Origin of the sequence: Micromonospora sp. NPDC051543 (assembly GCF_044454415.1) — a bacterium.
In the GTDB taxonomy this organism is placed as follows: domain Bacteria; phylum Actinomycetota; class Actinomycetes; order Mycobacteriales; family Micromonosporaceae; genus Micromonospora.
This window is the reverse complement of record NZ_JBITDT010000002.1, coordinates 250,036-272,642: the sequence shown is the minus strand read 5'-3', so window position 1 is coordinate 272,642 and position 22,607 is coordinate 250,036. Positions and strand designations below refer to the sequence as shown.

Here is a 22,607-nt window from a genome sequence, read left to right as displayed (position 1 = left end):
CGCAATCGCCGCAGCTCACCAGCGCGCCGCCCGCCCCGGACGATCACCGAGATCGCACGTCTCGCGCAAGAACGGACAAAGGACCCCCGCCGCGACCTGCGACGGCAGCCTCGACTTTCCAAGACGCGACACAACGCACTCCCGGAACCGGCCCCTGACGTGTCACGATTCAGAGCACGGCGTGCGCACGGGCGTCGAGGGGGCAGGGGTGGCCGCGCCGCAGGGCGCGTTGAGGAGGATGTCCGGGTGTCAGCGGGTGGGGCCCGCCGGGGACGGCGGGACAACGGGCTCGACGCGAGCGAGTACGCCGTCGTGGGCGATGTCGATCCGCGCGTCGGCGAGCACCTGCTCGACGTGCTGGCCGCCGGCGGGATCGCCGCCTACCTGCAACCGTCGGCCGACCTCAATCCGGTCACCCGTACCACCACCGTCCCGGCCCGCCCGGTCGACCGGCTCTACGTCGACCGTTCGCACCTGCGGACCGCCCGTGACTACCTGACGCAACTCGCCGACGAGAGCGCCCCGGAGCAGCCCCCGGCCCGCGACGAGCCGGACATCGACGCGGAGTGGGCCCGGATCGTGGCCGGCTTCCACAGCACTCCCTCGACCACCGACGAGCGGCCCTGGCCGGCCGCGGAGGACGTGGACGAACGTGACGACCGGGACACCCGGGACGAGCCGACGGCCGGTCCGCTCGCCCGCTCCGGTGTCGACGAGGCCGGACCGACCGCGACCGACGTCCGTCGGCTGCCGTCGGCGACCGACTTCTCCGGGATCTCGGTCGGCCGGAACAGCCGGGACGACGAGCCCTCGCTGCTGGACGGTCTGGACACCTTCGGCGCCGACCTGCCGGACGACGACGAGGACACCTACCACCCGCCGCCGCCGCCGCCGCTGCCCCGCGTATCCAAGTACGCGGTGGTGGGCGCACTCGCCGTGGTCGTCGGGTTCGTGCTCTTCCTCTTCCCGTCGCTGCTCCCGATCGACCGCTCGGCGGTAACCCTGTTCGGGTTCACGGGCATCCTGGCCGGTTTCGTCACGCTGATCTGGCGGCTGCGCCCCGGTGACGAGGAGGACGACGACCCGGACAACGGCGCCGTCGTCTAGGGCACCCGGGGCCCGCATCGCGGGACGCGACCGCCCTCACTCGGGGCGTAACAGTGGTGTAACTTACTGTCAGTAGGAATACCGCTGTACGTCACTTCCCCCGCTGACTGACCGGTTTTCCCTTTCTCGTGGCGGTCAGTCCTCTGCTGATCGGAATGCCCGAGATGCGACAGAGTTCCCTCGTGGTGGTGGCCAACCGCCTCCCCATCGACGACAGCCAGGCCCCGGACGGCGCCTGCGAGTGGCGACGCAGCCCCGGAGGGCTGGTCAGCGCGCTGCACCCGCTGCTGCGACACACCCCGGCGATCTGGGTCGGCTGGGCCGGTGGCACCGGCCCGGCGCCCGCCCTGCCGGACGTCGACGGCGTCCACATGCACACCGTCGCTCTCAGTAACGAAGACCTGCGCGACCACTACGAAGGCTTCGCCAACGCGACCCTCTGGCCGCTCTACCACGACGCCGTCGAGCAACCCGAGCACCACCGACGCTGGTGGGAGGCGTACCAGCGGGTCAACCAGCGGTTCGCGGAGGCGACCGCCGAGGTGGCCGAGCCGGGTGGCGTGGTCTGGATACAGGACTACCACCTGCAACTCGTACCCGGGCTGCTGCGCGCGCTCCGCCCCGACCTGCGTATCGGCTTCTTCCTGCACGTGCCGTTCCCGCCGCCGGAGTTGTTCATGCAGTTGCCGCGCCGCGCCGAGCTGCTGCGCGGCATGCTCGGGGCCGACCTGGTGGGCTTCCAGCGCGCCCAGGCGGCACACAACTTCGCCCAGCTGGTGACCCGGGTGCTGGAGCTGCCGGCCACCGACCGTCGGATCGGGATCGACGACCGGGTGGTCCGCATCGGCGCGTTCCCCGTCTCGATCGACACGGCCGAGATGGCCGCTCTCGCCGCCCGCCCCGAGGTGGCCGCCCGGGCCCGCCGCCTGCGGCAGGATCTCGGCGACCCCCGGCACGTCATCCTCAGCGTGGACCGGATGGACTACACCAAGGGCATCGAACAGCGGCTCAAGGCGTACAGCGAGCTGCTGGCCAGCGGCGACGTCAAGGTCCGCGACACGGTGCTCGTCCAGGTCGCCATGCCGAGCCGCGAACGCGTCGGTCAGTACCAGATCCTGCGCGAACGCATCGAGCGCGAGGTGGGCCGGATCAACGGCGAGTTCGGGCGGGTCGGCGAGCCGGCCATCCACTACCTCACCCAGCCCTTCGACCGGGCCGAGCTGGCGGCGCTCTACCGGGTCGCCGACGTGATGGCGGTGACCCCGCTGCGCGACGGCATGAACCTGGTCGCGAAGGAGTACGTCGCCGCCCGGGTGGACGACACCGGAGCGTTGCTGCTCAGCGAGTTCGCCGGCACCGCCGCCGAGCTGTCCCAGGCGTACCAGGTGAACCCGCACGACCTGGAGGGGCTCAAGCAGGCGCTGCGCACGGCGCTGCGGGCCGACCCCGCCGACGTCACCGACCGCATGCGGGCGATGCGCGCCCACCTGCACGAGCACGACATCCGGGCCTGGGCCCGCTCCTACCTGAGCGCCCTCGACGAGACGGGCGCGCTGGTCGGCCGCCTCACCAGCACCGACGGCGCCGCCCGGGTGCCACAGCCGGCGACCCGGGCGACCCAGCCCGCCGGCGGCTGACCGGGGCGCATGGTCACCGGCCGGCGGGCTCCTTCTCCAACCAGTCCAGGATCGCGTCGATCGGCTCGGCCCAGCGCGCGTCGAGCATCAGGTCGTGCCCCATGCCGGGGAACAGCAGCGGCGCCGACCCGTACCGGCGGGCGACCCGCGTCAACGTCGACGCCGGCACCACCCGGTCGTCCGGGCTGCCCAGCACCAGGACCGGGGGCTCGCCCACGGCCGCCTCGGCCGGCGGCTCGCCCAGCAGCGCCCACTGGGCGCGCCGACCGGCCCGGCCCAGTCGCGCCACGTACCGCCGGGCGTCCTCGTCGGGCAACTCCCGGCTGAACAGCTGCGACCGGCTGAGCCGCAGCGGTCCGCCGAACACCGCCGGCAGCGTCCCGGCCGGGTTGCGGCGCACCGCCGTACCGAAGATGCCCCAGCCGCCGAAGACCGGCGAAACCAGCACCGCGCCGCGCGCCGGGTAGCGCGCCATCGCGTGGGCCACCACGAGCGCCCCGGCGCCGTGCCCCACCAGGACCGCCTGGCGCGGCAGGCTCGCGGCCACCTGGGTCACATCATGGGTGTACGCGCGCAGCGTCGCCTCCGGCGACGGCTCGCTGCCGCCGTGCCCCCGCAGGCTCAGGGCGTAGGCCGGGAAGCCCCGCGACGCGGCATGGCCCAGCCAGTGCTCGGCGAACGCCCACGCGCCGTGCCCGAACCCGGGTACGAACAGCAGCGGCGGACGCCCCTGTTCCAACTCGGGTACGGCGCTGAGCACCTCACGGCGCGCCGGCCGGACCGGACGAGCCCACTCCCGGCCCCGCATGATCCGCAGCTCGGTCATTTGCCCTCCAGGTCGTGCAGGGCGCGCTGGACGGCGCGCAGGTAGTCGGCGTGCCCGACCTCGAACCAGTGCCGGCTGCTGTCCTTGACCTGACCGGCGTAGCGCTCCCCGGCCCGGTCCCGGACCCGCTGCGCGAACGCGGCGGCCCGCTCGGGTCGGTCCCGCCGGGCCCGCAGCAGCCGCGCGAAGAGCACCGTCTGCCAGTGGGACAGGGTGAACAGGCCGGAGTCCGGCTGCACCAGACCGGCGACGGCCAGCGTGGGGTGCCCCGGCGTGAAGGCGTTGAGCCAGAGCGTGGGACGGCCGGTGCCGGCGCTGTCGCCGAACACCGACGCGTCGAGGAACTCGAAGCGCGGCAGGTAGCCGGTGGCGAAGATGACCAGCTCGGGGTCGATCTCGCGGCCGTCGGCCAGCTCCACGGCGTACGGCTGGAACCGGGCGATGTCGGGCACCGGGCCGATCCCGCCGTGGCCCACGTAGTAGACGAGCTGGCTGTTGGCGATCGGGTGCGTCTCGTACACCCGGTGGTCGGGCTTGGGCAGCCCGAAGCGGGTGAGGTTGCCGACGGTCAACCGCATCGTCCAGTGGTAGAGCCACTGGCGGACCCGCAGCGGCACCCGCAGTGACAGCAACGCGTCGTTGATCTGGTCGGCCGGACGGCCCAGCACGTACTTCGGGGCGTACCAGTAGCCACGCCGGGTGGAGTGCCAGCAGCGCGACGCCTGCTGGGCGGCCTCGACGGCGATGTCACAACCGGTGTTGCCGGCACCGACCACGAGCACCCGCTTGCCGCGCAACTGCGCCGGGTCCTTGTAGGACGACGCGTGCATGATCTCGCCGCGGAACTCCTCCAGGCCCTCGTAGCGGGGCAGCTTCGGCGACCAGTTGTGCCCGTTGGCGATCACCACGGCGGCATAGCGGGAGGTGCGCTCCGGGCCGTACCCGCCGGTGGATCGGGTCGTCACGTCCCACCGCTCCCCCGGCGCGGGCTCGACCCGGACGACCTCGGTGCCGAACCAGATGTGCGACCGCAGGTCGAAGTGGTCGGCGTACCGCTCGAAGTACGACAGGAGCTGGCCGTGGTGGGGGTAGTCCGGCCAGGAGTCCGGCATCGGAAAGTCGGGGAACTGGGTGAACGGCTTCGACGAGATCAGGTGGGTGCTGGCGTACACCGGGCTGCGGTCGTGCCGCCAGTTCCAGGCCCCGCCGACGCCGGTCTCGCGTTCGTAGCAGTCCACCCCGAACCCGTGCTCGCGCAGGTTCTTGATGGCTGTCAGGCCGCTGGCCCCGGCGCCGATGACGCAGACCGTGTCGCCCCGGTCGGAGAGCGAGCGGCCGTCGCGGCTCTGCGCGGACGGGATCGCATCCGGGTCGGGCCGGCCCTGGTCGGTGGAGGTGGACACCGGGACATCTCCTTTTGTGCGGCACGGGTGCCGGTTCGCCGCGAAATCCTCTCCACATCGGAGCCGGATGTCCAGCCCCGGCGCGGACCGATCGGCGGGTCCGGACCGGTGGGGGTCAGGCCGTGGTGGGCAGCAGCAGGTCGACGAGCACCGGGAAGTGGTCACTGGCCCGGCGGGTCTGCGGAGTGTCCACCACGTCGTAGTCGACCACGGTGATGCGGGGGTCGACGAAGAGGGCGTCGATGCGCCGGCGCGGGTCGGCGCACGAGTAGGTGAGCCGTTCCGCGCGGTCGGCCGCGACCGCCGCGTCGGTCAGGCCGCGCGCCACCGTCGCCCAGGCCGGCCCGTCCGGGCCCTCGTTCAGGTCGGCGCCCGCCACCACTGGAGCGTTGGCGGCGTCCAGGCCGCGTCGGAACTCGGCGGCCTGCGCGGGCCGTTCCGCCGGGTCGGTGGACAGGTGCGAGCCGGCGAGGGTGAAGCGGGCGTCGCCGACCCGGCAGTCGGCGTACGCCGCGCCGCGCAGGTGCCGGCCCGGGGTGAGCGGGAACCGCTGGCACCGGGCGCTGCGCACCTGCACCCGCAGGCTGGTCAACAGCAGGTTGCCCAGGGCGGGCAGGCCTCCGGCGGCCACCACCAGGCCGAACGACTCGGCCAGCGTGGCCGACTTCTGCCGCCACCGGAACCGGCGCGGACCTTCCTGCACGATCACGACGTCCGGCTTCGCGGCCCGGACGACCGCCGCCAGCGCGGCGGTGTCGTCGCGCTGGCTGTGGATGTTGTACGACACCACGCGCAGCGGTACGCCCATGTCCTGGCCGCCCTCAGATCCGTCGGGCCAGGTCGGCCGCGCCGATCACCCCGGCGCTGTTGCCCAGCTCGGCGGGGAGGACCTCGGCCACCGGCAGGCGTCCCCGCTGGGCCAGCGCGTCGAGGTACGAGCGACGCGTCGGGCCGAGCAGCAGGTCACCGGCGTCGATCACGCCGCCGCCGACGACCAGGGCCTGCGGGTCGAGGATCTGCGCCATGTCGGCGAGGCTGGTGCCCAGCCACCGGCCGATCTGCGCGAAGGCCTCGGCGGAGACCGGATCGCCGCCCTGCGCGGCGGCGGTCACCATGTGACCGGTGATCGCCTCGGGCTCGCCGCCGGCCAGCTCCAGCAGGGCGGTGGCCCGCTGCGGCTCCTGTCGGGCGCCGGCACGGGCGAAGCGGACCAGGGCGCTGCCGCTGGCGTACTGCTCGATGCAGCCGAGCCGCCCGCAGCCGCACTGGTGTCCGTCCGGCACGGCCAGCATGTGGCCCAGCTCCGCGGCGATGCCGTGCGCGCCGCGCATCAGCTCGCCGCCGAGGACGATGCCACCGCCGACGCCGGTGCCGATGGTGAACATGATCATCGAGTCGTCGGCGGCGCGGGCCGCGCCGTAGCGGAACTCGGCCCACGCGGCCACGTTGGCGTCGTTCTCGACGATCACCGGCAGGCCGACGGCGGCGCTCACGTACTCGCGCAGCGGCTCGTCACGCCAGGCCAGGTTGGGGGCGAAGAGCACGGTCGAGCGAGAGGCGTCGATCCAGCCGGCCGCGCCGATGCCGACCGCCTCGATCGTCCGACCGGCGGCCAGCTCGTCGACCAGCTCGATGATGACGTCGCGGGTCTTCGCGACGTCGTCGGCGGGGGTGTCCCGTCGGCTCTGCACGAGGACCGCGCCGGTGTCGTCCACGACACCGCCGGCCACCTTCGTGCCACCCACGTCGACTCCGATGGTCAGCGTCACCGCCGCCGCTCCCCTCTGCTGTGCTGTCCGGATCGCGCGCGCCACGGGGCACGCCGGTCCGGATCGCGATGTCCCGCGCTCAGGCGCCGCCGCCCGGCGCGTCCGCGCCGGTGTCGTCGGACGCCCGCGAAGCGGGCACCACGGGTCGGCTGGTCGGCACCGGCGCGGCCACCGCCCCGGCGTCGTCGACGGGTGCCGCGGTGGCCGGGGCGGAGGTGTCCGCCGACCGGGTGGCGACCGACCAGACATCCCGCTCCGGCGCCGGTTGGGAATCATGCCCGGTGCGGGTGGCATCGCGCCACACGTGCTCGTCGACGGCCTCGGCCGACCGCGCGGTCGAGGCGGGCCGCACCGGCTCGCCGTCGCCGCCCGCACCGGCCGCCGCCTGCGACGACGCGGCCGACTCCGGCACGGTCGTCGGGGACGGCTCCGGCGGCGCGAACGCGCGGAGCAGGCTGGCCACGCCGGCGGCGAGGTCGCCCGCGCCGGTGGCGAGGCGTTCGGCGAATTCCGGACTCGGGTCACGCAACGCGGCGATGCCACGACAGACCGGGCAGACGCAGCATTCGGCCGAACCGGTGGCGAAACCACCACGGGCGCGATCGCCGCCGCCCGGAGCGGCACTGTGACCGAGGACACCGGCCAACATCCCGCCCAACGGGCCGAACGCGCCGCCCGTCGAGCCGCTGGACGCCAGCCGCGCCCCCGCGAGCAGGGCCGCCACCAGACGCTCCGCCTCTTCCCGGGCCGAACCCGGCTCCGTTCCGCCCACCCTCGGCTCCTCTACCCCACCGCCGGACGCGTCACTGCGCCACGCCGGGTGCTTCTACCCGGCGCTTGAGCTGCTTCAACGCCGTATCCATGATCATTTTCTCGGCCTTGCGCCGAAACATGCCCAGCATCCCCACGGACAGCTCGACCTCCAGCGTGTACGTCACCGTGGTGGTCCCGTCCGGGTTGCCCACCAGGTCGTACGAACCACGCTGGCTCTTCTGCATCTTCGAGGGGGCGACCAGGTGCCACTCGACGCGGGACAGGTCCTCGGCGTACTCGTAGGCGAGCACGTACTCGTCAGCCATCACCCCGGCGTCGATGGTGAACCGCACCTGGCTGGCGTAGCCGTCCTCGTACTCCTCGATCACCTCGGCACGGCGGACCGCCTCGGTCCACTCCGGGTAACTCGGGAAGTCGCAGATGACCGTCGCCACCCGGTCGGGTGACGCGCCGATGATGATCGACTGGGTGGAGGAGTCCGCCATGGGGGGAGGCTACCCGGCTGACGCCGCGCACACCCCGCGCCGCCCCCGCCGCGCCCTGCCTACCCCACCCGAACCCCCCGCCGGGTAGGTTTCGACAGAGCCGACGCTCTCGGGCAGAGGCCGGCCCAGGCCAGTGCGAGCACGAAGGAGTGCAAGTGCGCGAGTTCTCCGTTCCGCCGATCGTCACCGTTGGCGAGGCGGCCAACCTCACCGATCCGGTCTGGGACAACGCCGAGATCGCGCCGGACACCGTGCAGTTCGCCCGCGCCACCCGCTCCGCCGACGGCGGCGACACCACCACCTGGGCCGAAGTGACCTGCCTGCAGTTCCGCGACGAGGTGGCGGCCGTGGCCCGGGGCCTGATCGCCGTCGGCGTCCAGCCGGGCGCGCGGGTCGCCCTGATGAGCCGGACGCGCTACGAGTGGACCCTGCTCGACTACGCCATCTGGGCGGCCGGCGGGGTCACCGTACCGATCTACGAGACCTCCAGTCCCGAGCAGGCCGCCTGGATCATCGCCGACTCCGGCGCGGTCGCCGCGCTTGTCGAAACGGACGCCCACGCCGACCTGGTCGCCGGTGTCCGCGACCGCCTCCCCGAGCTGACGAACGTTTGGCAGATCGACCAGGGCGCGGTCGACGAGCTGGTCGCCGCCGGCGCGGCGGTCGAGCTGGCCCAGGTGGAGCAGCGCCGCAAGGCGGTCCGCGCCGACGACCTGGCCACCATCATCTACACCAGCGGCACCACCGGCCGCCCCAAGGGCTGCGTGCTGACCCACCGCAACATGTACGCCGACATCGCCAACGCGGTGCCCGTGCTGCCGAACCTGTTCAACGCCGGCGCGAGCACCCTGCTCTTCCTGCCGCTGGCGCACGCGTTCGCCCGGCTCATCCAGATCGGCGTGGTGCAGGCACGGGCCACCCTCGCCCACTGCGCGGACACCAAGAACCTGGTCGGCGAGTTGCAGGAGTTCCGCCCGACCTTCGTGCTGTCCGTACCCCGGGTGTTCGAGAAGGTCTACAACGCGGCCAAGCAGAAGGCCGAGGCCGACGGCAAGGGCGGCGTCTTCGCCCGCGCCGAGCAGGTCGCCATCTCGTACAGCGAAGCGCTGGAGACCTCGCGCGGGCCGGGCCTGGCGCTGCGCGCGCAGCACGCGGTCTTCGACCGGCTCGTCTACCGCAAGCTGCGCGCCGCGCTCGGCGGGCGGTGCCGCGACGCCATCTCCGGCGGCGCGCCCCTGGGCGCGCGGCTCGGCCACTTCTTCCGTGGCGTCGGTGTGACGGTCCTGGAGGGGTACGGGTTGACCGAGACGTCCCCCGCCGCCGCCGCGAACCTGCCCACCGGCACCCGGATCGGGACCGTCGGCCGGCCGCTGCCCGGCGTGACCGTCCGGATCGAGGACGACGGCGAGATCCTGATCTCCGGCGAGCTGGTCTTTGCGGGTTACTGGCACAACGACGCGGCGACCGCCGAGGCGCTCAGCTCCGACGGCTGGTTCCGCACCGGTGACCTGGGCCAGCTCGACTCCGACGGCTACCTGAGCATCACCGGCCGCAAGAAGGAGCTGATCGTGACCGCCGGCGGCAAGAACGTCGCCCCGGCGGTGCTGGAGGACCAGGTCCGGGCGCACCCGTTGATCAGTCAGTGCGTCGTCGTCGGAGACGCGAAGCCGTTCATCGCGGCGCTGGTCACCATCGACGAGGAGGCGCTGCCGACCTTCCTGGCGAACGCCGGACTCCCCCCGGAGACCCCGATCGAGACGCTGCGCGAGCACGAGGGCCTGCGCGCCGAGGTGCAGTCCGCCGTCGACGCCGCGAACCAGGCCGTGTCGAAGGCCGAGGCGATCAAGGTCTTCCGGATCCTGCCCCGCGACTTCACCGAGGCCACCGGCGAGCTGACCCCCTCGCTCAAGGTCAAACGCCAGGTCGTCCACAAGACGTACGCGGCGGAGATCGCCGACATCTACCGCGGCTGACTACGATCCGTCACGTGCCCGCATCCACAACCGCCGCCCCACACCCGCATCCTCTCGCCGCGGCCGCCCGCCTGGTGATGCTGGCGCTGGTCGCGATCCTGACCCTGTTCGCCACCCGCGACGTCACCCAGCTGTGGTGGATCGCGCTGCTGGCGGTCGCCGGGCTGCCCTCCCTGCTCGCTCCGCAGCACCGGCTGGTCGGGCCGCTGAGTCGGGTCGCCGAGGTGGTGGTGCTGGGGCTGGCCGCGAGCCAGGTCGCCGCGGTCGCGTCGATCGGGGGCACGGTCGACGGGCTCGGCGCCTCCGCCGTGCTGCCCTACCTGGCGGTGCCGGTGACCGTCACCGCGCTGCGCCGGCGTTTCCGCGAGGGCGCGGCGCTGCTCGCGGTGACCGCCGGCACGCTGCTGATCAGCGGCGCGCTGACCGAGGTCGACGGGGAACGTCAACTCGGCCAGGTGGGCTACCTCGCGGTCTGCGCGCAGTGGTTGATCCTGGCCGCGCTCGGGCTCTACGCCGCCGGCACCCTGCACCGGGTGATGGCCGTACGCGCCGACGGCAAGCCCCAGCCGTACGCCGAGGCCACCCGGCTGTTGACCCAGCTCCGGACGGTGGCCCGGCAACTGCCCGGGGCGACCCTGGACCCGGGAGGCATCTCCGAGCACCTGATCGACGAGCTGCGCACGGTGGCCCGGGCGGACCGGGGCGCGGTGCTGTCCGCCAGCGGCGGCGGCCGGCTCGTGGTCCTCGCCCAGGCCGGGGCGGACCGGGTGGACTGGGAGACGACGCTGGACGCGGACTCGGCCATCGCCGACGCCTGGGCCAGTCAGCAGGCCACCACCGCCGCCCGCTCGCAGTCCCGCTCGCATCGGGGTCCGGACGTGTCCGCGCTGATCGTCCCGCTGGTCGCGGGGGTACGCACGGTGGGGCTGGTGGTGCTGGAGGCCGATGTCGCGCAGGCGTACCCGCCGCCGGTGGTGTCCCGGGTGACCGCGCTGACCCGCCCGGCCGCGCTGCGGCTGGAGGCGGCGCTGCTGTTCGACGAGGTCCGGTCGCTGGCCACCAACGAGGAGCGCCAGCGGCTGGCCCGGGAGATCCACGACGGGGTGGCGCAGGAGCTGGTGATGGTCGGCTACGGCATCGACAACGCCATGGCCACCGTCTTCGACGACGCGGACGAGACGGCCGAGGCCCTGCGGACGCTGCGCGCCGAGGTGACCCGGGTGATCCAGGAGCTGCGGCTGAGCCTCTTCGAGCTGCGTAGCGAGGTGGACCGGCAGGGCGGGCTGGCCGCGGCGATCGCCGAGTACGCCCGCACCGTCGGCGCGTCGGGCGGGTTGCGGGTGCACCTGTCGCTGGACGAGTCCACGGCCCGCCTGCCGGCCGCCACCGAGGCCGAGTTGCTGCGCATCGCGCAGGAGGCCGTGACCAACGCCCGCAAGCACGCCGGAGCGTCCAATTTGTGGGTCACGTGTGAGGTCGACCCCCCGTACGCGCAAATAGAAGTGTCGGATGACGGTCAGGGGATGGCTGACCAGCGCCCCGACGGACGGTACGGTCTTGCGATCATGGCCGAGAGGGCGGAACGTATCCGGGGCCGGTTGGAGATCAGGCCGCGGCAACCCAGCGGCACGACCGTGGCGGTGGTTCTCGGCACCTCGGCCCGGCGCGATAACGTGCGTGACAGCGCAGCACCAGAAGGGGAGTAACCCGAGGATGACCACAAGTCCGACACCGGCCACCCGCACCAAGGTTCTCCTTGTCGACGATCATGACCTGATTCGTAAGGGCCTGCGGCACGCCTTCGAGCGCGACCGCCAGTTCGAGGTCGTCGGCGAGGCCGCGACCGCGGCAGAGGGGGTACGCCAGGCCGGCGCCCTCCAGCCGGACGTGGTGATCATGGATCTGCGGCTGCCCGACGGCAGCGGCCTGGAGGCCACCCGCGCGCTGCGCAAGTCCAGCGCGTCGATGGGCATCGTGGTGCTGACCATGTACGCCGGCGACGACCAGCTCTTCGGCGCACTGGAGGCCGGTGCGAGCGCCTTCGTGCCCAAGACCGCCCCGGCCGACGAGGTCGTGGCCGCCGCGCGGCACGCCGCCTCGTCGCCGAGCGCGTTCACCGCCGCCGACCTGGCCGAGGCGATGAAGCGTCGGCTCGCCCCCTCCGGCCCGCAGCTCTCCCCCCGCGAGGGTCAGGTGCTGCGACTGCTCGCCGACGGGATGAGCGTGGCGGGCATCGCCAAGCAGCTGTTCGTCAGCGAGTCCACGGCGAAGACGCACATCTCCAAGCTCTACGAGAAGCTCGGCGCCGCCAACCGGGCACAGGCCCTGATGACCGCGCTGCGACTCGGCCTGCTCGAAGCGCCGGACGCGCCGAAGTTCTGAACGCGCGCCCGTTCGTCCAGCGGAATTCCGTAACCGAAGGTCCGCGCCGGCTCGCCGCCGGCGCGGACCTTCGCGTATCGACCGACGTCCGCGACGAGTGGACGGGCACGCTATGGTCTGGCGGGTACCGCGGGGGCAGAATACGCGCGCGGGCGATGACGCCCGCGTCGTGGACTCAAGGGGTGAGCGCATGCAGCGGCCGGACTGGGCGCCCGACACCATCGACATCGAGCGCCCGAGCGTCGCCCGGATGTACGACTACTACCTCGGCGGATCGCACAACTTCGCCGCCGACCGGGCCGCCGCGCAGGCGATGGTGGCGGCCGTGCCGGAGGCGCCACTGGCCGCGCAGGCCAACCGGGCGTTCCTGCGCCGGGCGGTCCACCACCTCGCCGAGGCCGGAGTGCGCCAGTTCCTGGACATCGGCTCGGGCATCCCCACAGTCGGCAACGTGCACGAGATCGCCCAACGGATCGACCCAGCGTCGCGGGTGGTCTACGTGGACGTCGACCCGGTCGCGGTGGCGCACAGCCGGGAGATCCTGGCCGGCAACGACCGGGCGACGATCGTCCAGGAGGACCTGCGGCATCCGGAGGAGATCCTGGCGCACCCCGACACGCGCAGGCTGCTCGACCTCAGCCAGCCGGTGGCGGTGATGATCGTGGCCGTCCTGCACTTCGTCCCCGACGACGACCGGCCGGCGGAGTTGCTGGCGACGCTTCGGGACGCGTTGGCGCCCGGCAGCTACCTGGTGCTGTCGCAGGCCAGCGACGACGGCCGCGCCGGGGAGGAGCGCGCCGAGGCCGAACGGGTCTACCGGCGCACCGACAGCCCACTCACGATTCGCAGCCGGGCCGAGCTGACCGCCCTCTTCGACGGGTTCGAGCTGGTCGACCCGGGCGTCGTCTGGGTGCCACAGTGGCGACCGGACAGCCCCGAGAGCGCGGAGGACGCCGAGCGGGCGGTGTTCATGGGCGGCGTCGGGCGACTCGGTGACTGAGGCGCCCTCGGCGGTCACCCGCCCCGGCACCTTCGCCCGCGCCTGGGCCAAGGCGGTCTCCGGTACGAGCTACCTGCCGATGACACAGGCCCAGCTCGAGGCCCTGTTGCAGAGGCTTGCCGGTCAGTTGGCCCAGGCGCTGCTCGCCGAGCCGTTCGACCTGCGGGCCGGGCATCGGGTCGGTGCGGAGTTGGTCGCCGCGCACATCGCGTCCGCCGAGGGACTGGGCCGTACCGTCGAGGTGATCCAGCTTCGGCTCGTGCGGGACCTGGGACTGGTGGCCGAGGACGTCGAGGACCGGATGGCCCGACTCCTGGCCGCCGTGGCGACCGGTTACGCCCGCGCGCTGCGGGACCGCACGCTCGACGAGCAGGAGTCCATCCGCCGGGCCGCCATGATGGCGCGCACGCAGGCCGAACGGGCGCTGCGGGCCAGCGAGGCGCGGTTCCGCCACCAGGCAACCCACGACCCGCTCACGGGCCTGCCCAACCGGACGCTGTTCACCGAGCGGCTCACCGCCGCGCTCAACGAGCCGGGCCGGGGCGCCCAGCGCGTCGGGGTGTGCTTCCTCGACCTGGACCGCTTCAAGGTGGTCAACGACACGCTGGGACACCAGGTCGGCGACCGGTTGCTGACCACGGTGGCCGACCGGCTGCGCCAGTCCCTCGGCGAGCATCTGGTGGCCCGCCTCGGTGGGGACGAGTTCGTCATCCTGGTGGAGGGCGCGGGCGGCACCGACGCGGTCGTGGAGGTCGCCGAGATCGCCCTGGCCGCCGTCCGGACACCGGCGGTGGTCGACGGGCACGAGCTCCAGGTCACGGCGAGCATCGGCATCGTCGAGCGGCAGGTGGCCGGTTCCAACCCGAGTGACCTGATGCGGGCGGCCGACAGCACCCTGCACTGGGCGAAGTCGGCCGGTGGGGCGCGCTGGGCGCTCTACGACGCCGAACGCAACCGCCGCGAACTGGCCCGGTACGCCCTGTCGGCGGCCATCCCGGCCGCGCTGGAGCGGGGCGAGTTCTATCTCGACTACCAGCCCCTGACCTCGCTGCGCGACGGCCGACTGCTCGGTGTGGAGGCGCTGGTCCGCTGGCGACACCCGGAGCTGGGCGTCCTGCGGCCGGACAGCTTCATCGCGCTGGCCGAGGAGACCGGTTCGATCGTGCAACTGGGCGGGTGGGTGCTCGCCGAGGCGTGCCGGGAGGCGGAGGCGTGGTCGACGGACGGCGCGCCGGCGCCCTTCGTGAGCGTCAACCTGGCCGTCCGGCAGGTGCACCGGCCCGGTCTGGTGGCGGAGGTCCGTACGCTGCTGAGCCAGACCGGCCTGCCGCCCGAACGGCTCCAGTTGGAGATCACCGAGAGCACGATGATGAGCAGCGCCAAGGAGCCCGTCCGGGCGCTACGGCTGCTGGCCGACCTGGGCGTACGCATCGCCATCGACGACTTCGGCACCGGCTACAGCAACCTGGCGTACCTGCGGGATCTGCCCGTCACCGAGCTGAAGGTGGCTGGCGAGTTCGTGGCCGGCCTGCGGTCGCCGGTGGTGGGGCGCACCGACGAGCGGATCCTCGCCTCGCTGGTGTCGCTGGCGCACGCGCTCGACCTCACGGTGACCGCCGAGGGGGTGGAGACCGCCGGGCAGGCCGAGCGGCTGCGGGCGATCGGCTGCGACGCCGCCCAGGGCTGGCACTTCGGCCGCCCGGCCCCTGCCGACCGCATCCTGGCCCGCATCCGCTGAGCCTGCACGGGCGACCGCACCGTCGCCCACGGCCGTAGACAATGTCTACGGCGAACTGGTAGACAGTGTCTATGACCGTGGAGGAGGCCGGCGTCCGGGACCGGCTGGTGGCAGCCGGAGTCGACCTCGTGCTGCGTGAGGGCCAGTCCGCCGTGTCCCTGCGGGAGATCGCCCGACGGGCGGGCGTGTCGCACGGCGCCCCGCGCCGCTACTTCCCCACCCACGTCGACCTGCTCTCGGCCATCGCCCGGGAGGGCTTCGCCGACCTCACCGCCCGGGTGGAGCGGACGATGCACGCCGCCGGCGCGGAGCCGCGTACCCGACTGGTCGCGCTGGCCCGGACGTACCTGGACTTCGCCGCCGGGCACCGCGGCATGTTCGAGCTGATGTTCCGCCACGACCTGCTGGCCAGCAGTCGTCTACGGCTGCGCGAGACGAGCCTGCCGCTGTTCACCCTCCTGACCGACCTGGTTGCCCAGACACGTCGGCCGACCGCCCCGCCCGCACCGGTGGTGGCCGGCGCGCTCTGGGCCAACCTGCACGGCATCGCCGAGCTCTGGGCCTGGGGCAGCCTGCCGCTGGCCACCGGCGACCGCGACGACGACACCGTGCTGCGGGCCGCGCTCGACGCGCACCTCGGCCCCGCGCGGAACTGAACGGGAGAAGACGTGCCCCTGCTGTACGACCTCAGCAAACTGACCGTCGGCTCAGCCCTGCGACTGGGCTGGCGACCCCGCGTCCAAGGCCTGGAGCACCTGCCCCGCCGAGGCGGGGCGATCCTCGCCAGCAACCACCTGTCCGTCGCCGACCAGGTGGTCCTCGCCTGCCTCACACCCCGACACGTGACGTTCTGGGCCAAGGCCGAGTACTTCACCGGCAGCTGGCTCAGCCGGCACGTCGTGGCCGGCATGGGCGCCATCCGCGTCGAGCGGGCCGGCGGCCGGGCCGCCCTCACGGCCTTCGACGCGGCCGTGCCGGTGTTGCGCGCCGGCGGCCTCGTCGCCATCTTCCCGGAGGGCACCCGGTCCCCCGACGGACGGCTCTACCGCGGACGCACCGGAATGACCCGGTTGGCCCGCGACGCCGAGGTGCCGATCATCCCGGTCGGCGTACTCGGCACCGCCGAGGTGTTGCCGGTCGACGCGCGAATCCCCCGTCGACACCCGGTCGCCCTGCGCTTCGGCCCGGCGATCCCGGTCGCCGGCCGCATCACCGGGCCGCGCGACATCCGGGCCATCACCGACGAGGTGATGGCCGCGATCCAAGGGCTCACCGACCAGGAGTACGTGCCCAGCTACGCCCCGCCCCGGCAGGCCCAACCCTGACGAGCGGCGGCGACGGTCAGCCGGCCAGCAGGGCCGCCATCCGCTGCGCCTGCGCCTCCCAGCGCCACTCCCGCTCCACCCACGCCCGGCCGGCCGCCCCGAGTTGGCGGGCCAGGTCCCGGTCGCCGAGCAGCCGGGCGACCCGGTCGGCGAGCTGCGCGACGTCCCGGCCACGGACCACGTACCCGGTCTCGCCCTCCCGGACCGCGTCGGGCGCGCCACCGGAGTCGCCGGCCACCACCGGCAGGCCGGTCGCGGACGCCTCCAGGTAGACGATGCCCAGCCCCTCCACGTCCAGACCGCGGTTGCGGGTGCGGCAGGGCATGGCGTAGACGTCGCCGGCCGCGTAGTGCGCGGGCAGGTCGGCCGCCGGCACCGAGCCGGTGAAGACGACGTCCCGCTCGACGCCGGTCTGGCGGGCCAGCTTCTCCAGGGTGGCCCGGTACGGCCCGCCGCCGACGATCAGCAGCGCCGCGTCGGGCACCCGGCGGCGGATCTCCGGCAGTGCCCGGATCAGCATGTCCTGGCCCTTGCGCGGCACGAGACGCGACACGCAGACCACCACCGGCCGGTCGGTCAGCCCCAACCGGGCCCGGACCGGCTCGCCGTCCACCGACGGGTGGTAGGCGTCCACGTCCACGCCCGGCGCGAGCCGCCGCAGGTCGGTCACCCCGGCCAGCACCCGGGCGAGCCGGGCGCGTGTGTACTCGCCGAGGTAGGTGGTCACGTCGACGCCACGCCCGATGCGCCGCAGCGCCGGCCGCGCGGCCGGCAGCGCCGCCCAGCCGACCTCGTGGCCGTGGGTCTGCGCCACCACCCGGTGTACGCCCGCACGCCGGCGCAGACCGGCGGCGAGCAACCCCAGCGGCGCCGCCGCACCGAACCACACCGTGTCGCAGTCGTACGTGCGGGCGAGCCGGGCCGCGCGCCGGGCGATCAGCGGGGTGGGCAGGAGCACCCGGGTGCGTTCCCGGATCACCTCGAACGGCTGGTCGGCGTCGAACTTCTCCGCACCGCGCCAGCTCGACGCGTAGACGACCACCGACCCCGCCGGCTGACGCACGGCGAGGTTGTGCACGAAGGACTGGATGCCACCCGGGCGGGGCGGAAAGTCGTTCGTGATCAGCAACGTGCGGCTCATCGGCGTGCCTCCCGGGCGTACGCGCGGGCGGCGGCGATCCGCTCCACGGTGGACGGATGCGAAGCCGAGTAGAGGTATTCCCATCGCGGCGGGTCGGGGTCGCCCAGGTTGACCGTGCCGAGACGGCGCTGCATCGACTCGAAGGCCGCCGGGTCGCCGGTGAGCGCGAGCGCGTGGGCGTCGGCCCGCGCCTCCACCCGCCGCGACACCAGCGCCTGCACCGGGGTGGCGACCAGACCGGCCACCGTGACCAGGGCAATCACCAGCGGAAACGCGCGTGGATGGGCGATCGAGTCGACGCCGGCCAACCGCAGGAGCAGCCCCCACGAGCCGAGCAGGTAGAGGGCCACCACCGCGGCGGCGACACCCAGCGCCCCGGTCAGCGTGCCCACCGCCACGTCGGAGTCCTTCGCATGGCCCAGCTCGTGCGCCACCACGGCGGTCACCTCGGCGGGCTCGGCCTCGCGCAGCAGCGTGTCGTAGACGACCACCCGGCGCGTCGGGCCGAGGCCGGAGACGTACGCGTTGACCGCCGTGGTCCGCCGGGAGGCGTCGGCGACGAGCACGTCGCGCACCGGCACCCCGTCGCGGGCGGCCATGCTCATCAGCTCGGTGCGCAGCGCACCCTGCTCCATCGGGGTGAACTTGTTGAACACCGGCTCCACGAGCACCGGCAGCACGAACGACAGCAGCACCACCAGCAGGGCCGCGCCCGCCGCGCCGAGCGCCCACCACCAGCGCGGCGCGAGCCGGATGACCAGGTAGAAGCCGAACAGCGCCACCGCACCGATCACGGCGCTCACCGCGTACGACTTGAGCAGGTCGACGGCCCAGCCACCCCAGGAGTTGGTGCTGAGCCCGTAGCGGGTCAGGACGGTCTGCCGCCAGGCGGAGAACGGGAGGGTGAGCAGGTCGGCGACGAGCACCACGGCAAGGCCGCCGAGCACCGCCTGGGCGATCCAGTGCCCACCGAAGGGCCGGCCCACCAGCTCGACCAGGCGACTGCCCAGCGGGGTGAGCCCCAGCGCGACGGCGATCAGCAGCCCCACGGCGAGCGCGGCGTAGCTGCCGGGGCGCAGCGCGGCGCGGAACTCACGCCCCCGGGCCACCTGGTCGGCCGGGAGATCCCGCAGAGCGGCGAGCTGGTCGGCACGGGGGGCCGGGGGCCGGTGCCAGGGGACGAACACGGCGACGGTCACCAGCAGGGCCACCGTCAACCCGGCCAACGTCAACAACGCCCAGCCGCGCGGACTCACCGGGGCACCGCCGTGGCCACCACGCTCAGCGCCCGGGCACGATCACGCCGGCACCCGCTGGCGTCGTGCCGCCGCGCGTGGCCGCGCCAACGCCACGCGGCGCCGGCGCGCGGGGCGCCGACGGGCCGGTCGTGCTCGCGTCGTACCCCGCTCATCCCGCCGCTCCTCCCGCCGTGACCGCCCATCCTATGGCCCGCGAAAAGCCCGCTTCGGGTGCGGTGACGCACTTCGCCGACCCGGCCTTCGATTGGCCCCGGGGCGAGGGCTCAGGCCACCCGGCGGACCCGGCGCGCGCCGGCGCCGGGCCGGGCGGGAGCGCCGGGCCGCACGGGAGCACCGGGCCGTGCGGGAGCGTCGGGCTGGGCGGGAGCGGCCAGCACCTCGACGTCGAAGCCGGCCCGGGCGAACACCTCGATCGCCTCGACCTCGGCGGCGACCAGCCCGGCCGCCGGGGACGTGTCGTCGAACAGGGCGGTCAGCGGGCAGCCGGAGCAGCCGTCGGCCCGCTTCGCGCACCCGTCGCAGTCGATGAGCATCACGCCTCCTGATCGCTCGAGATGCGCGGCCGACACCCTGTCGTCGCCACCCGAGCACCGTCGGTCACATCGACGCTATCCACCGGGTACGACAGAACCGCCCGTTGAGGGCTAGATCGACTCCAGATCAGCGAAATCGGGGTATCCCGAACGGTCGGAGAGCCCGACATCGCCGACCTCGCGCGGGCGCACCGAGCGAATCGCCGGTCAACTGCCGGTCAAGCGCCTGTTTCGTCGATCCAGGTCACTGCGATCGTGGTGCTACGTCCGGGCCACGCCGGGCGAGACCCCAGCCCTGGCCACCGGTCCGGGTCAACGAAGCGGGTCGCACCACCCCGACTCAACGGAGGCGTCGACATGCGCGGACCATCTTCGACCACACGCTCCCGGCTCACCGCCGTCGCGCTCCTCGCGGGCGTCACGACGGCCGCGGGCGGGCTCGTCGCCACACCGGCGCAGGCCACCTCGGCCCTGGGCTGCAACTACCCCCGCGTCTGCTTCTGGGTGACCGGGAACCCGTACAACGGCAATCCGCCGACCGCGTCGTTCCAGGACACCTACTACCAGACCCTCGGGTCCCGCAGCAGGGGCGCGGACTGGGTCTACAACAGCCGCAACGACGACGGCGCGAAGATCATCTACTCCAATGGCGACTGGGTCTGCATCGCGCCGGACGAGCTGGCCTACCTCGAGCCGTACGGCTACGCGGTCGCCATCGACATCATGGACTCCCCGTACTGCTCCTACTGACCGTCTGACACGCGATCCGGCCGCCGACGCTGACGCGCCGGCGGCCGGATCCGTACGTCACGGGTAGTAGACCCGCGGGCTGGTGTAGGTGCCGTGGAACGCTCCGCTGCACGTGTAGACCTCGACCACCGCCACGGCGGAGCCCTTGAAGTTGTTCATCACGTTGACGTTGCGGCTGATCGGCCCGAACCGGCCGGTCCGGTTGAGGTCGTAGTAGATCCACGAGGTGTTGCCGTTGTTGGTGGTCCGCAGCTGGAGGTACGCCGTGCACCGGGACCCGTCCGGGGTGGCGTTCATGTAGAAGTCACCCACCACGGTCTGGTTGGAGCCCTGGTACGAGATGCACGAGCTGATCGGGTAGGCCCCGGTGCAGCCGCCCCCCGAGGCCGCCTGGGCCGCTGCCGGGGCGACCAGGAGCGCCGCCAGTGTGACGACCGTGCCGAGGATGGTGCCCAGCAGTCTCTTTCCCATGTCGTTCGCCTGCCTCTGTCCGGTGCCCGGCGGTGCCGGGCGGATGCGGACACCGTCGCCGACCGGACCTGCCGGAACCTCGCCAAATTCTTGCCCGCCCCCGACGATCCGGCCGCCGCGCGCCGACCGTGCCTTGCGACGTCCCTCTACGGTGGGGCCGTGATCAGCGGGGGCGGGCAGGACGGCCGAGGGCTGTCAGGTGACTGACGAGGACGACCGCTCTCCGTCGAAGCATCCGCGTCGCCGAGCGACGCCACGGCGGAGGACCAGATCGGCGAAGCGACGCGTCACGGTGGTGGCGGTGGTCGTCTGTGCCCTCGCCATGGCGATCGGGCTGGTCGCGAGGTGGCCGCACGGCGACACCGACGGAACCGTGGCGGCCAAGGACCAGGTCTCCACGACGGCCTGCAACCGTAAGGGCCAGTTGTGCCGCCTGCGAACCTGCTACCGCATCACCTACGTGACCGACAGCGGCCGAAGCAGGAAGTCGTGCGTGCAGAAGGGCCGCTACGACCGCGTCCGCATCGGTGACCGCTTCTCGGGATAGCGCGCCCGCCGCGACCTCCGACGTGCGGTCAGGAGCGGGCGAGGCGGCGCAGCAGCGAGTCGGCCCCCAGGGGGTACGCGCCGTGCCGGCGTACGCCGTCGGCGACCTCGCGGTCGGACGAGACCACGACGACCGGACGGCCCGCCGGCTCGGCGCGGACCAGACGTCGGATCAGCTCGTCGGCGGTCTCGCCCTTGCGGGAGAAGAGCACCCGTACGCCGCGTGGGGCGGGCGGCAGACCGTGCATCCGCTCGGCGCCGTCGAACACGACGGTGACCTCGTCGCCGGTCTGCGCGGCGATACCACCCAGCCCGGTGATGAGGCGCTTGCGCTGCTGCTCCAGCGACATCTCGCCGAAGCCGCGCTTGGTGACGTTGTAGCCGTCCACCACGAGGTGCGCCCGGGGCAGGGCGAGCAGCTGGTCGAGCCGGGCCGGGTCGTCGGTGTCGCGGGCGCGCGCGGCCGGGCCCGCCGGGGCGGTACCGGGCTGCTCGGCGAACGCGTCGGCGACGAAGTCGGCGGGGAGCTTGTCGACCGGGTCGAGTGCCAGCTCCCGGCGCAGCCCGACGGCGGCCTGACCGATGGTCTCCAGCAGCAGCCAGAGGCGGGCGTCGTCGACCGAGCGGGCCTCCTTGGCGCTGGCCCGGGCCACGCCGGCGGCGGCCTCCGCCTCGGCGAGCCGGGCGCGGGCGCGGCGCAGCTCGGCGTCGACGTCCGCGCTGGCGCGCGCGGCCCGGCCGCGTTCGGTGGCGAGAAGTTCGCTGGCCTTGCGCTCGCGGGCCTGCGTCTCGCGAAGGGTACGGGTCAGCTGACGGGACTCCTCCCGGAGCTGGCCCAGCTCCTCGCGGACCCGGGCCAGCTCGTCGCGGAGCTTGTCGGCCTCGACCCGGGCCACCGCACGGTCGTGTTCGGCACGGGTGGCCCGCTGCTCGGCCTCGCGGACCAGCTCGGCGACGACGGCGCTGTCCGCCTCGGCGCGGACCGCGGCGCCGCTGGCGTCGATCAGCTCCCGCCAGCCGCGAGGCCGGACCAGGTACGCCAGCGCGGCCACCTCGACCGGGTCGGCGGCGGCCGGCGCGGTGCCCTCGACCACGGCCGCCCCGAGGTCACCGGCGTCGGCCAGCACCCGGGCGGTGACCCGCTGCCGGAACAGCGGGTCGGCGGTGAGCTGAGCGGCGATGGCCGGAGCGCCGAGACGGGCGCGCCGGTTGGGGGCGAACTTGGCCACCCGGCGCAGCGGCACCGGCACCTCGTCGGAGGGGAGGCTGGGGAGCACGGCGGCGGTCAGCGCCACGATCCGTTGCCGGACCGGCTCGGGCAGCGTCGGCTCCGGCTCGATCGTGGGATCACCGCCCGAATCGGCGGGAGTGTCACTGGCGTCCGGATCGCTCACCGCGCCGTCGCGGGCGACCGGATCCTCCTGCGGGAGGTGGTCGTCGTGCGGCTCGGCGAGGGGCATGTGGCAAGTCTCCCACCGCTGGCGGGCC

Annotated in this window: 23 protein-coding genes; 11 read left to right on the top strand and 12 right to left on the bottom strand. The window is 73.5% G+C overall.

The features are described from left to right. The first annotated feature begins 246 nt into the window (after window positions 1-246). Both ACIA3K_RS04305 and ACIA3K_RS04300 read left to right on the top strand, forming a co-directional pair. On the top strand, window positions 247-1,107 hold the full coding sequence (locus ACIA3K_RS04305; protein WP_357126801.1) for a DUF308 domain-containing protein: 861 nt from the start codon (window positions 247-249) through the stop codon (window positions 1,105-1,107). A gap of 164 nt (window positions 1,108-1,271) precedes the next feature. Continuing rightward, window positions 1,272-2,744, top strand: coding sequence for a trehalose-6-phosphate synthase (locus tag ACIA3K_RS04300; protein ID WP_396799363.1), 1,473 nt, complete (start codon window positions 1,272-1,274; stop codon window positions 2,742-2,744). A gap of 13 nt (window positions 2,745-2,757) precedes the next feature. On the opposite strand, the gene ACIA3K_RS04295 is transcribed toward ACIA3K_RS04300, so the two are convergent. The 6 genes from ACIA3K_RS04295 to ACIA3K_RS04270 form a co-directional block, all read right to left on the bottom strand. Continuing rightward, window positions 2,758-3,570: an alpha/beta hydrolase gene (locus tag ACIA3K_RS04295; RefSeq protein WP_396799147.1), complete on the bottom strand. Its 813-nt coding sequence runs from the start codon at window positions 3,568-3,570 to the stop codon at window positions 2,758-2,760. Next, entirely contained in the window at window positions 3,567-4,973 is a 1,407-nt protein-coding gene (locus ACIA3K_RS04290) for a flavin-containing monooxygenase (protein WP_396799146.1), read from the bottom strand. Before ACIA3K_RS04290 ends, ACIA3K_RS04295 begins: the two co-directional genes overlap by 4 nt. Window positions 4,974-5,088: 115 nt before the next feature. Next, entirely contained in the window at window positions 5,089-5,781 is a 693-nt protein-coding gene (locus ACIA3K_RS04285; protein ID WP_396799145.1) for an endonuclease/exonuclease/phosphatase family protein, read from the bottom strand. Between the two features lie 13 nt (window positions 5,782-5,794). Beyond that, window positions 5,795-6,742, bottom strand: a complete 948-nt coding sequence (locus ACIA3K_RS04280; protein WP_396799144.1) for an ROK family glucokinase — start codon at window positions 6,740-6,742, stop codon at window positions 5,795-5,797. 79 nt (window positions 6,743-6,821) lie between these two features. Continuing rightward, window positions 6,822-7,514, bottom strand: coding sequence for a hypothetical protein (locus tag ACIA3K_RS04275; RefSeq protein ID WP_396799143.1), 693 nt, complete (start codon window positions 7,512-7,514; stop codon window positions 6,822-6,824). A 31-nt stretch (window positions 7,515-7,545) separates the two neighbouring features. Then, window positions 7,546-8,001: an SRPBCC family protein gene (locus tag ACIA3K_RS04270; protein ID WP_355049405.1), complete on the bottom strand. Its 456-nt coding sequence runs from the start codon at window positions 7,999-8,001 to the stop codon at window positions 7,546-7,548. 155 nt (window positions 8,002-8,156) lie between these two features. Between ACIA3K_RS04270 and ACIA3K_RS04265 the strand changes: the two genes are divergently transcribed. The 7 genes from ACIA3K_RS04265 (at window position 8,157) to ACIA3K_RS04235 (ending at window position 16,419) form a co-directional block, all read left to right on the top strand. Continuing rightward, window positions 8,157-9,974: an AMP-dependent synthetase/ligase gene (locus ACIA3K_RS04265; protein ID WP_396799142.1), complete on the top strand. Its 1,818-nt coding sequence runs from the start codon at window positions 8,157-8,159 to the stop codon at window positions 9,972-9,974. Window positions 9,975-9,988: 14 nt separating this feature from the next. Next, a complete protein-coding gene (locus ACIA3K_RS04260) occupies window positions 9,989-11,680 on the top strand; it encodes a GAF domain-containing sensor histidine kinase (protein ID WP_396799141.1) in 1,692 nt (563 codons plus the stop codon). Between the two features lie 7 nt (window positions 11,681-11,687). Beyond that, on the top strand, window positions 11,688-12,356 hold the full coding sequence (locus tag ACIA3K_RS04255) for a response regulator transcription factor (protein ID WP_007072219.1): 669 nt from the start codon (window positions 11,688-11,690) through the stop codon (window positions 12,354-12,356). A gap of 190 nt (window positions 12,357-12,546) precedes the next feature. Continuing rightward, window positions 12,547-13,356, top strand: coding sequence for an SAM-dependent methyltransferase (locus ACIA3K_RS04250; RefSeq protein WP_396799140.1), 810 nt, complete (start codon window positions 12,547-12,549; stop codon window positions 13,354-13,356). 79 nt (window positions 13,357-13,435) lie between these two features. Next, window positions 13,436-15,094: a putative bifunctional diguanylate cyclase/phosphodiesterase gene (locus tag ACIA3K_RS04245; RefSeq protein ID WP_396799362.1), complete on the top strand. Its 1,659-nt coding sequence runs from the start codon at window positions 13,436-13,438 to the stop codon at window positions 15,092-15,094. 71 nt (window positions 15,095-15,165) lie between these two features. Beyond that, window positions 15,166-15,750 (top strand): TetR/AcrR family transcriptional regulator, encoded by a 585-nt coding sequence (locus tag ACIA3K_RS04240; RefSeq protein WP_396799139.1) that lies wholly within the window; start codon window positions 15,166-15,168, stop codon window positions 15,748-15,750. A 12-nt stretch (window positions 15,751-15,762) separates the two neighbouring features. Continuing rightward, window positions 15,763-16,419: a lysophospholipid acyltransferase family protein gene (locus ACIA3K_RS04235; RefSeq protein ID WP_396799138.1), complete on the top strand. Its 657-nt coding sequence runs from the start codon at window positions 15,763-15,765 to the stop codon at window positions 16,417-16,419. Between the two features lie 16 nt (window positions 16,420-16,435). Here the strand turns inward: ACIA3K_RS04235 and ACIA3K_RS04230 are convergent, their stop codons facing one another. The 4 genes from ACIA3K_RS04230 to ACIA3K_RS04215 form a co-directional block, all read right to left on the bottom strand. Further along, window positions 16,436-17,560: a glycosyltransferase family 4 protein gene (locus tag ACIA3K_RS04230; protein WP_396799137.1), complete on the bottom strand. Its 1,125-nt coding sequence runs from the start codon at window positions 17,558-17,560 to the stop codon at window positions 16,436-16,438. Further along, a complete protein-coding gene (locus ACIA3K_RS04225; protein WP_396799136.1) occupies window positions 17,557-18,816 on the bottom strand; it encodes a M48 family metallopeptidase in 1,260 nt (419 codons plus the stop codon). Before ACIA3K_RS04225 ends, ACIA3K_RS04230 begins: the two co-directional genes overlap by 4 nt. After that, window positions 18,813-18,971: a hypothetical protein gene (locus ACIA3K_RS04220; protein WP_396799135.1), complete on the bottom strand. Its 159-nt coding sequence runs from the start codon at window positions 18,969-18,971 to the stop codon at window positions 18,813-18,815. The genes ACIA3K_RS04225 and ACIA3K_RS04220 overlap by 4 nt, the downstream gene beginning before the upstream one ends. Window positions 18,972-19,082: 111 nt before the next feature. Beyond that, window positions 19,083-19,352, bottom strand: a complete 270-nt coding sequence (locus ACIA3K_RS04215; protein WP_396799134.1) for a hypothetical protein — start codon at window positions 19,350-19,352, stop codon at window positions 19,083-19,085. Between the two features lie 357 nt (window positions 19,353-19,709). On the opposite strand from ACIA3K_RS04215, the gene ACIA3K_RS04210 reads away from it, so the two are divergent. Continuing rightward, window positions 19,710-20,102 (top strand): hypothetical protein, encoded by a 393-nt coding sequence (locus ACIA3K_RS04210; RefSeq protein WP_396799133.1) that lies wholly within the window; start codon window positions 19,710-19,712, stop codon window positions 20,100-20,102. A gap of 57 nt (window positions 20,103-20,159) precedes the next feature. On the opposite strand, the gene ACIA3K_RS04205 is transcribed toward ACIA3K_RS04210, so the two are convergent. Next, window positions 20,160-20,573 (bottom strand): hypothetical protein, encoded by a 414-nt coding sequence (locus ACIA3K_RS04205; protein WP_396799132.1) that lies wholly within the window; start codon window positions 20,571-20,573, stop codon window positions 20,160-20,162. Window positions 20,574-20,874: 301 nt separating this feature from the next. Between ACIA3K_RS04205 and ACIA3K_RS04200 the strand changes: the two genes are divergently transcribed. After that, complete coding sequence (locus tag ACIA3K_RS04200; RefSeq protein WP_396799131.1) at window positions 20,875-21,120, top strand: hypothetical protein; 246 nt, start codon at window positions 20,875-20,877, stop codon at window positions 21,118-21,120. Between the two features lie 28 nt (window positions 21,121-21,148). Here ACIA3K_RS04200 and ACIA3K_RS04195 read toward each other — a convergent pair whose 3' ends face one another. Next, window positions 21,149-22,579 carry an NYN domain-containing protein gene (locus tag ACIA3K_RS04195; RefSeq protein ID WP_396799130.1) on the bottom strand — a complete coding sequence of 477 codons (1,431 nt, stop codon included), beginning with the start codon at window positions 22,577-22,579 and terminating at the stop codon, window positions 21,149-21,151. Window positions 22,580-22,607: the final 28 nt, after the last annotated feature.

What these genes read in the sequence shown, in the direction of transcription:
- ACIA3K_RS04300 (WP_396799363.1), top strand. Translation starts at nt 1,272, where the DNA reads ATGCGACAGAGTTCCCTCGTGGTGGTGGCCAACCGCCTCCCCATCGAC.
- ACIA3K_RS04295 (WP_396799147.1), bottom strand. Translation starts at nt 3,570, where the DNA reads ATGACCGAGCTGCGGATCATGCGGGGCCGGGAGTGGGCTCGTCCGGTC.
- ACIA3K_RS04285 (WP_396799145.1), bottom strand. Translation starts at nt 5,781, where the DNA reads ATGGGCGTACCGCTGCGCGTGGTGTCGTACAACATCCACAGCCAGCGC.
- ACIA3K_RS04270 (WP_355049405.1), bottom strand. Translation starts at nt 8,001, where the DNA reads ATGGCGGACTCCTCCACCCAGTCGATCATCATCGGCGCGTCACCCGAC.
- ACIA3K_RS04255 (WP_007072219.1), top strand. Translation starts at nt 11,688, where the DNA reads ATGACCACAAGTCCGACACCGGCCACCCGCACCAAGGTTCTCCTTGTC.
- ACIA3K_RS04250 (WP_396799140.1), top strand. Translation starts at nt 12,547, where the DNA reads ATGCAGCGGCCGGACTGGGCGCCCGACACCATCGACATCGAGCGCCCG.
- ACIA3K_RS04245 (WP_396799362.1), top strand. Translation starts at nt 13,436, where the DNA reads ATGACACAGGCCCAGCTCGAGGCCCTGTTGCAGAGGCTTGCCGGTCAG.
- ACIA3K_RS04240 (WP_396799139.1), top strand. Translation starts at nt 15,166, where the DNA reads ATGACCGTGGAGGAGGCCGGCGTCCGGGACCGGCTGGTGGCAGCCGGA.
- ACIA3K_RS04230 (WP_396799137.1), bottom strand. Translation starts at nt 17,560, where the DNA reads ATGAGCCGCACGTTGCTGATCACGAACGACTTTCCGCCCCGCCCGGGT.
- ACIA3K_RS04220 (WP_396799135.1), bottom strand. Translation starts at nt 18,971, where the DNA reads ATGAGCGGGGTACGACGCGAGCACGACCGGCCCGTCGGCGCCCCGCGC.
- ACIA3K_RS04215 (WP_396799134.1), bottom strand. Translation starts at nt 19,352, where the DNA reads ATGCTCATCGACTGCGACGGGTGCGCGAAGCGGGCCGACGGCTGCTCC.
- ACIA3K_RS04210 (WP_396799133.1), top strand. Translation starts at nt 19,710, where the DNA reads ATGCGCGGACCATCTTCGACCACACGCTCCCGGCTCACCGCCGTCGCG.
- ACIA3K_RS04205 (WP_396799132.1), bottom strand. Translation starts at nt 20,573, where the DNA reads ATGGGAAAGAGACTGCTGGGCACCATCCTCGGCACGGTCGTCACACTG.
- ACIA3K_RS04195 (WP_396799130.1), bottom strand. Translation starts at nt 22,579, where the DNA reads ATGCCCCTCGCCGAGCCGCACGACGACCACCTCCCGCAGGAGGATCCG.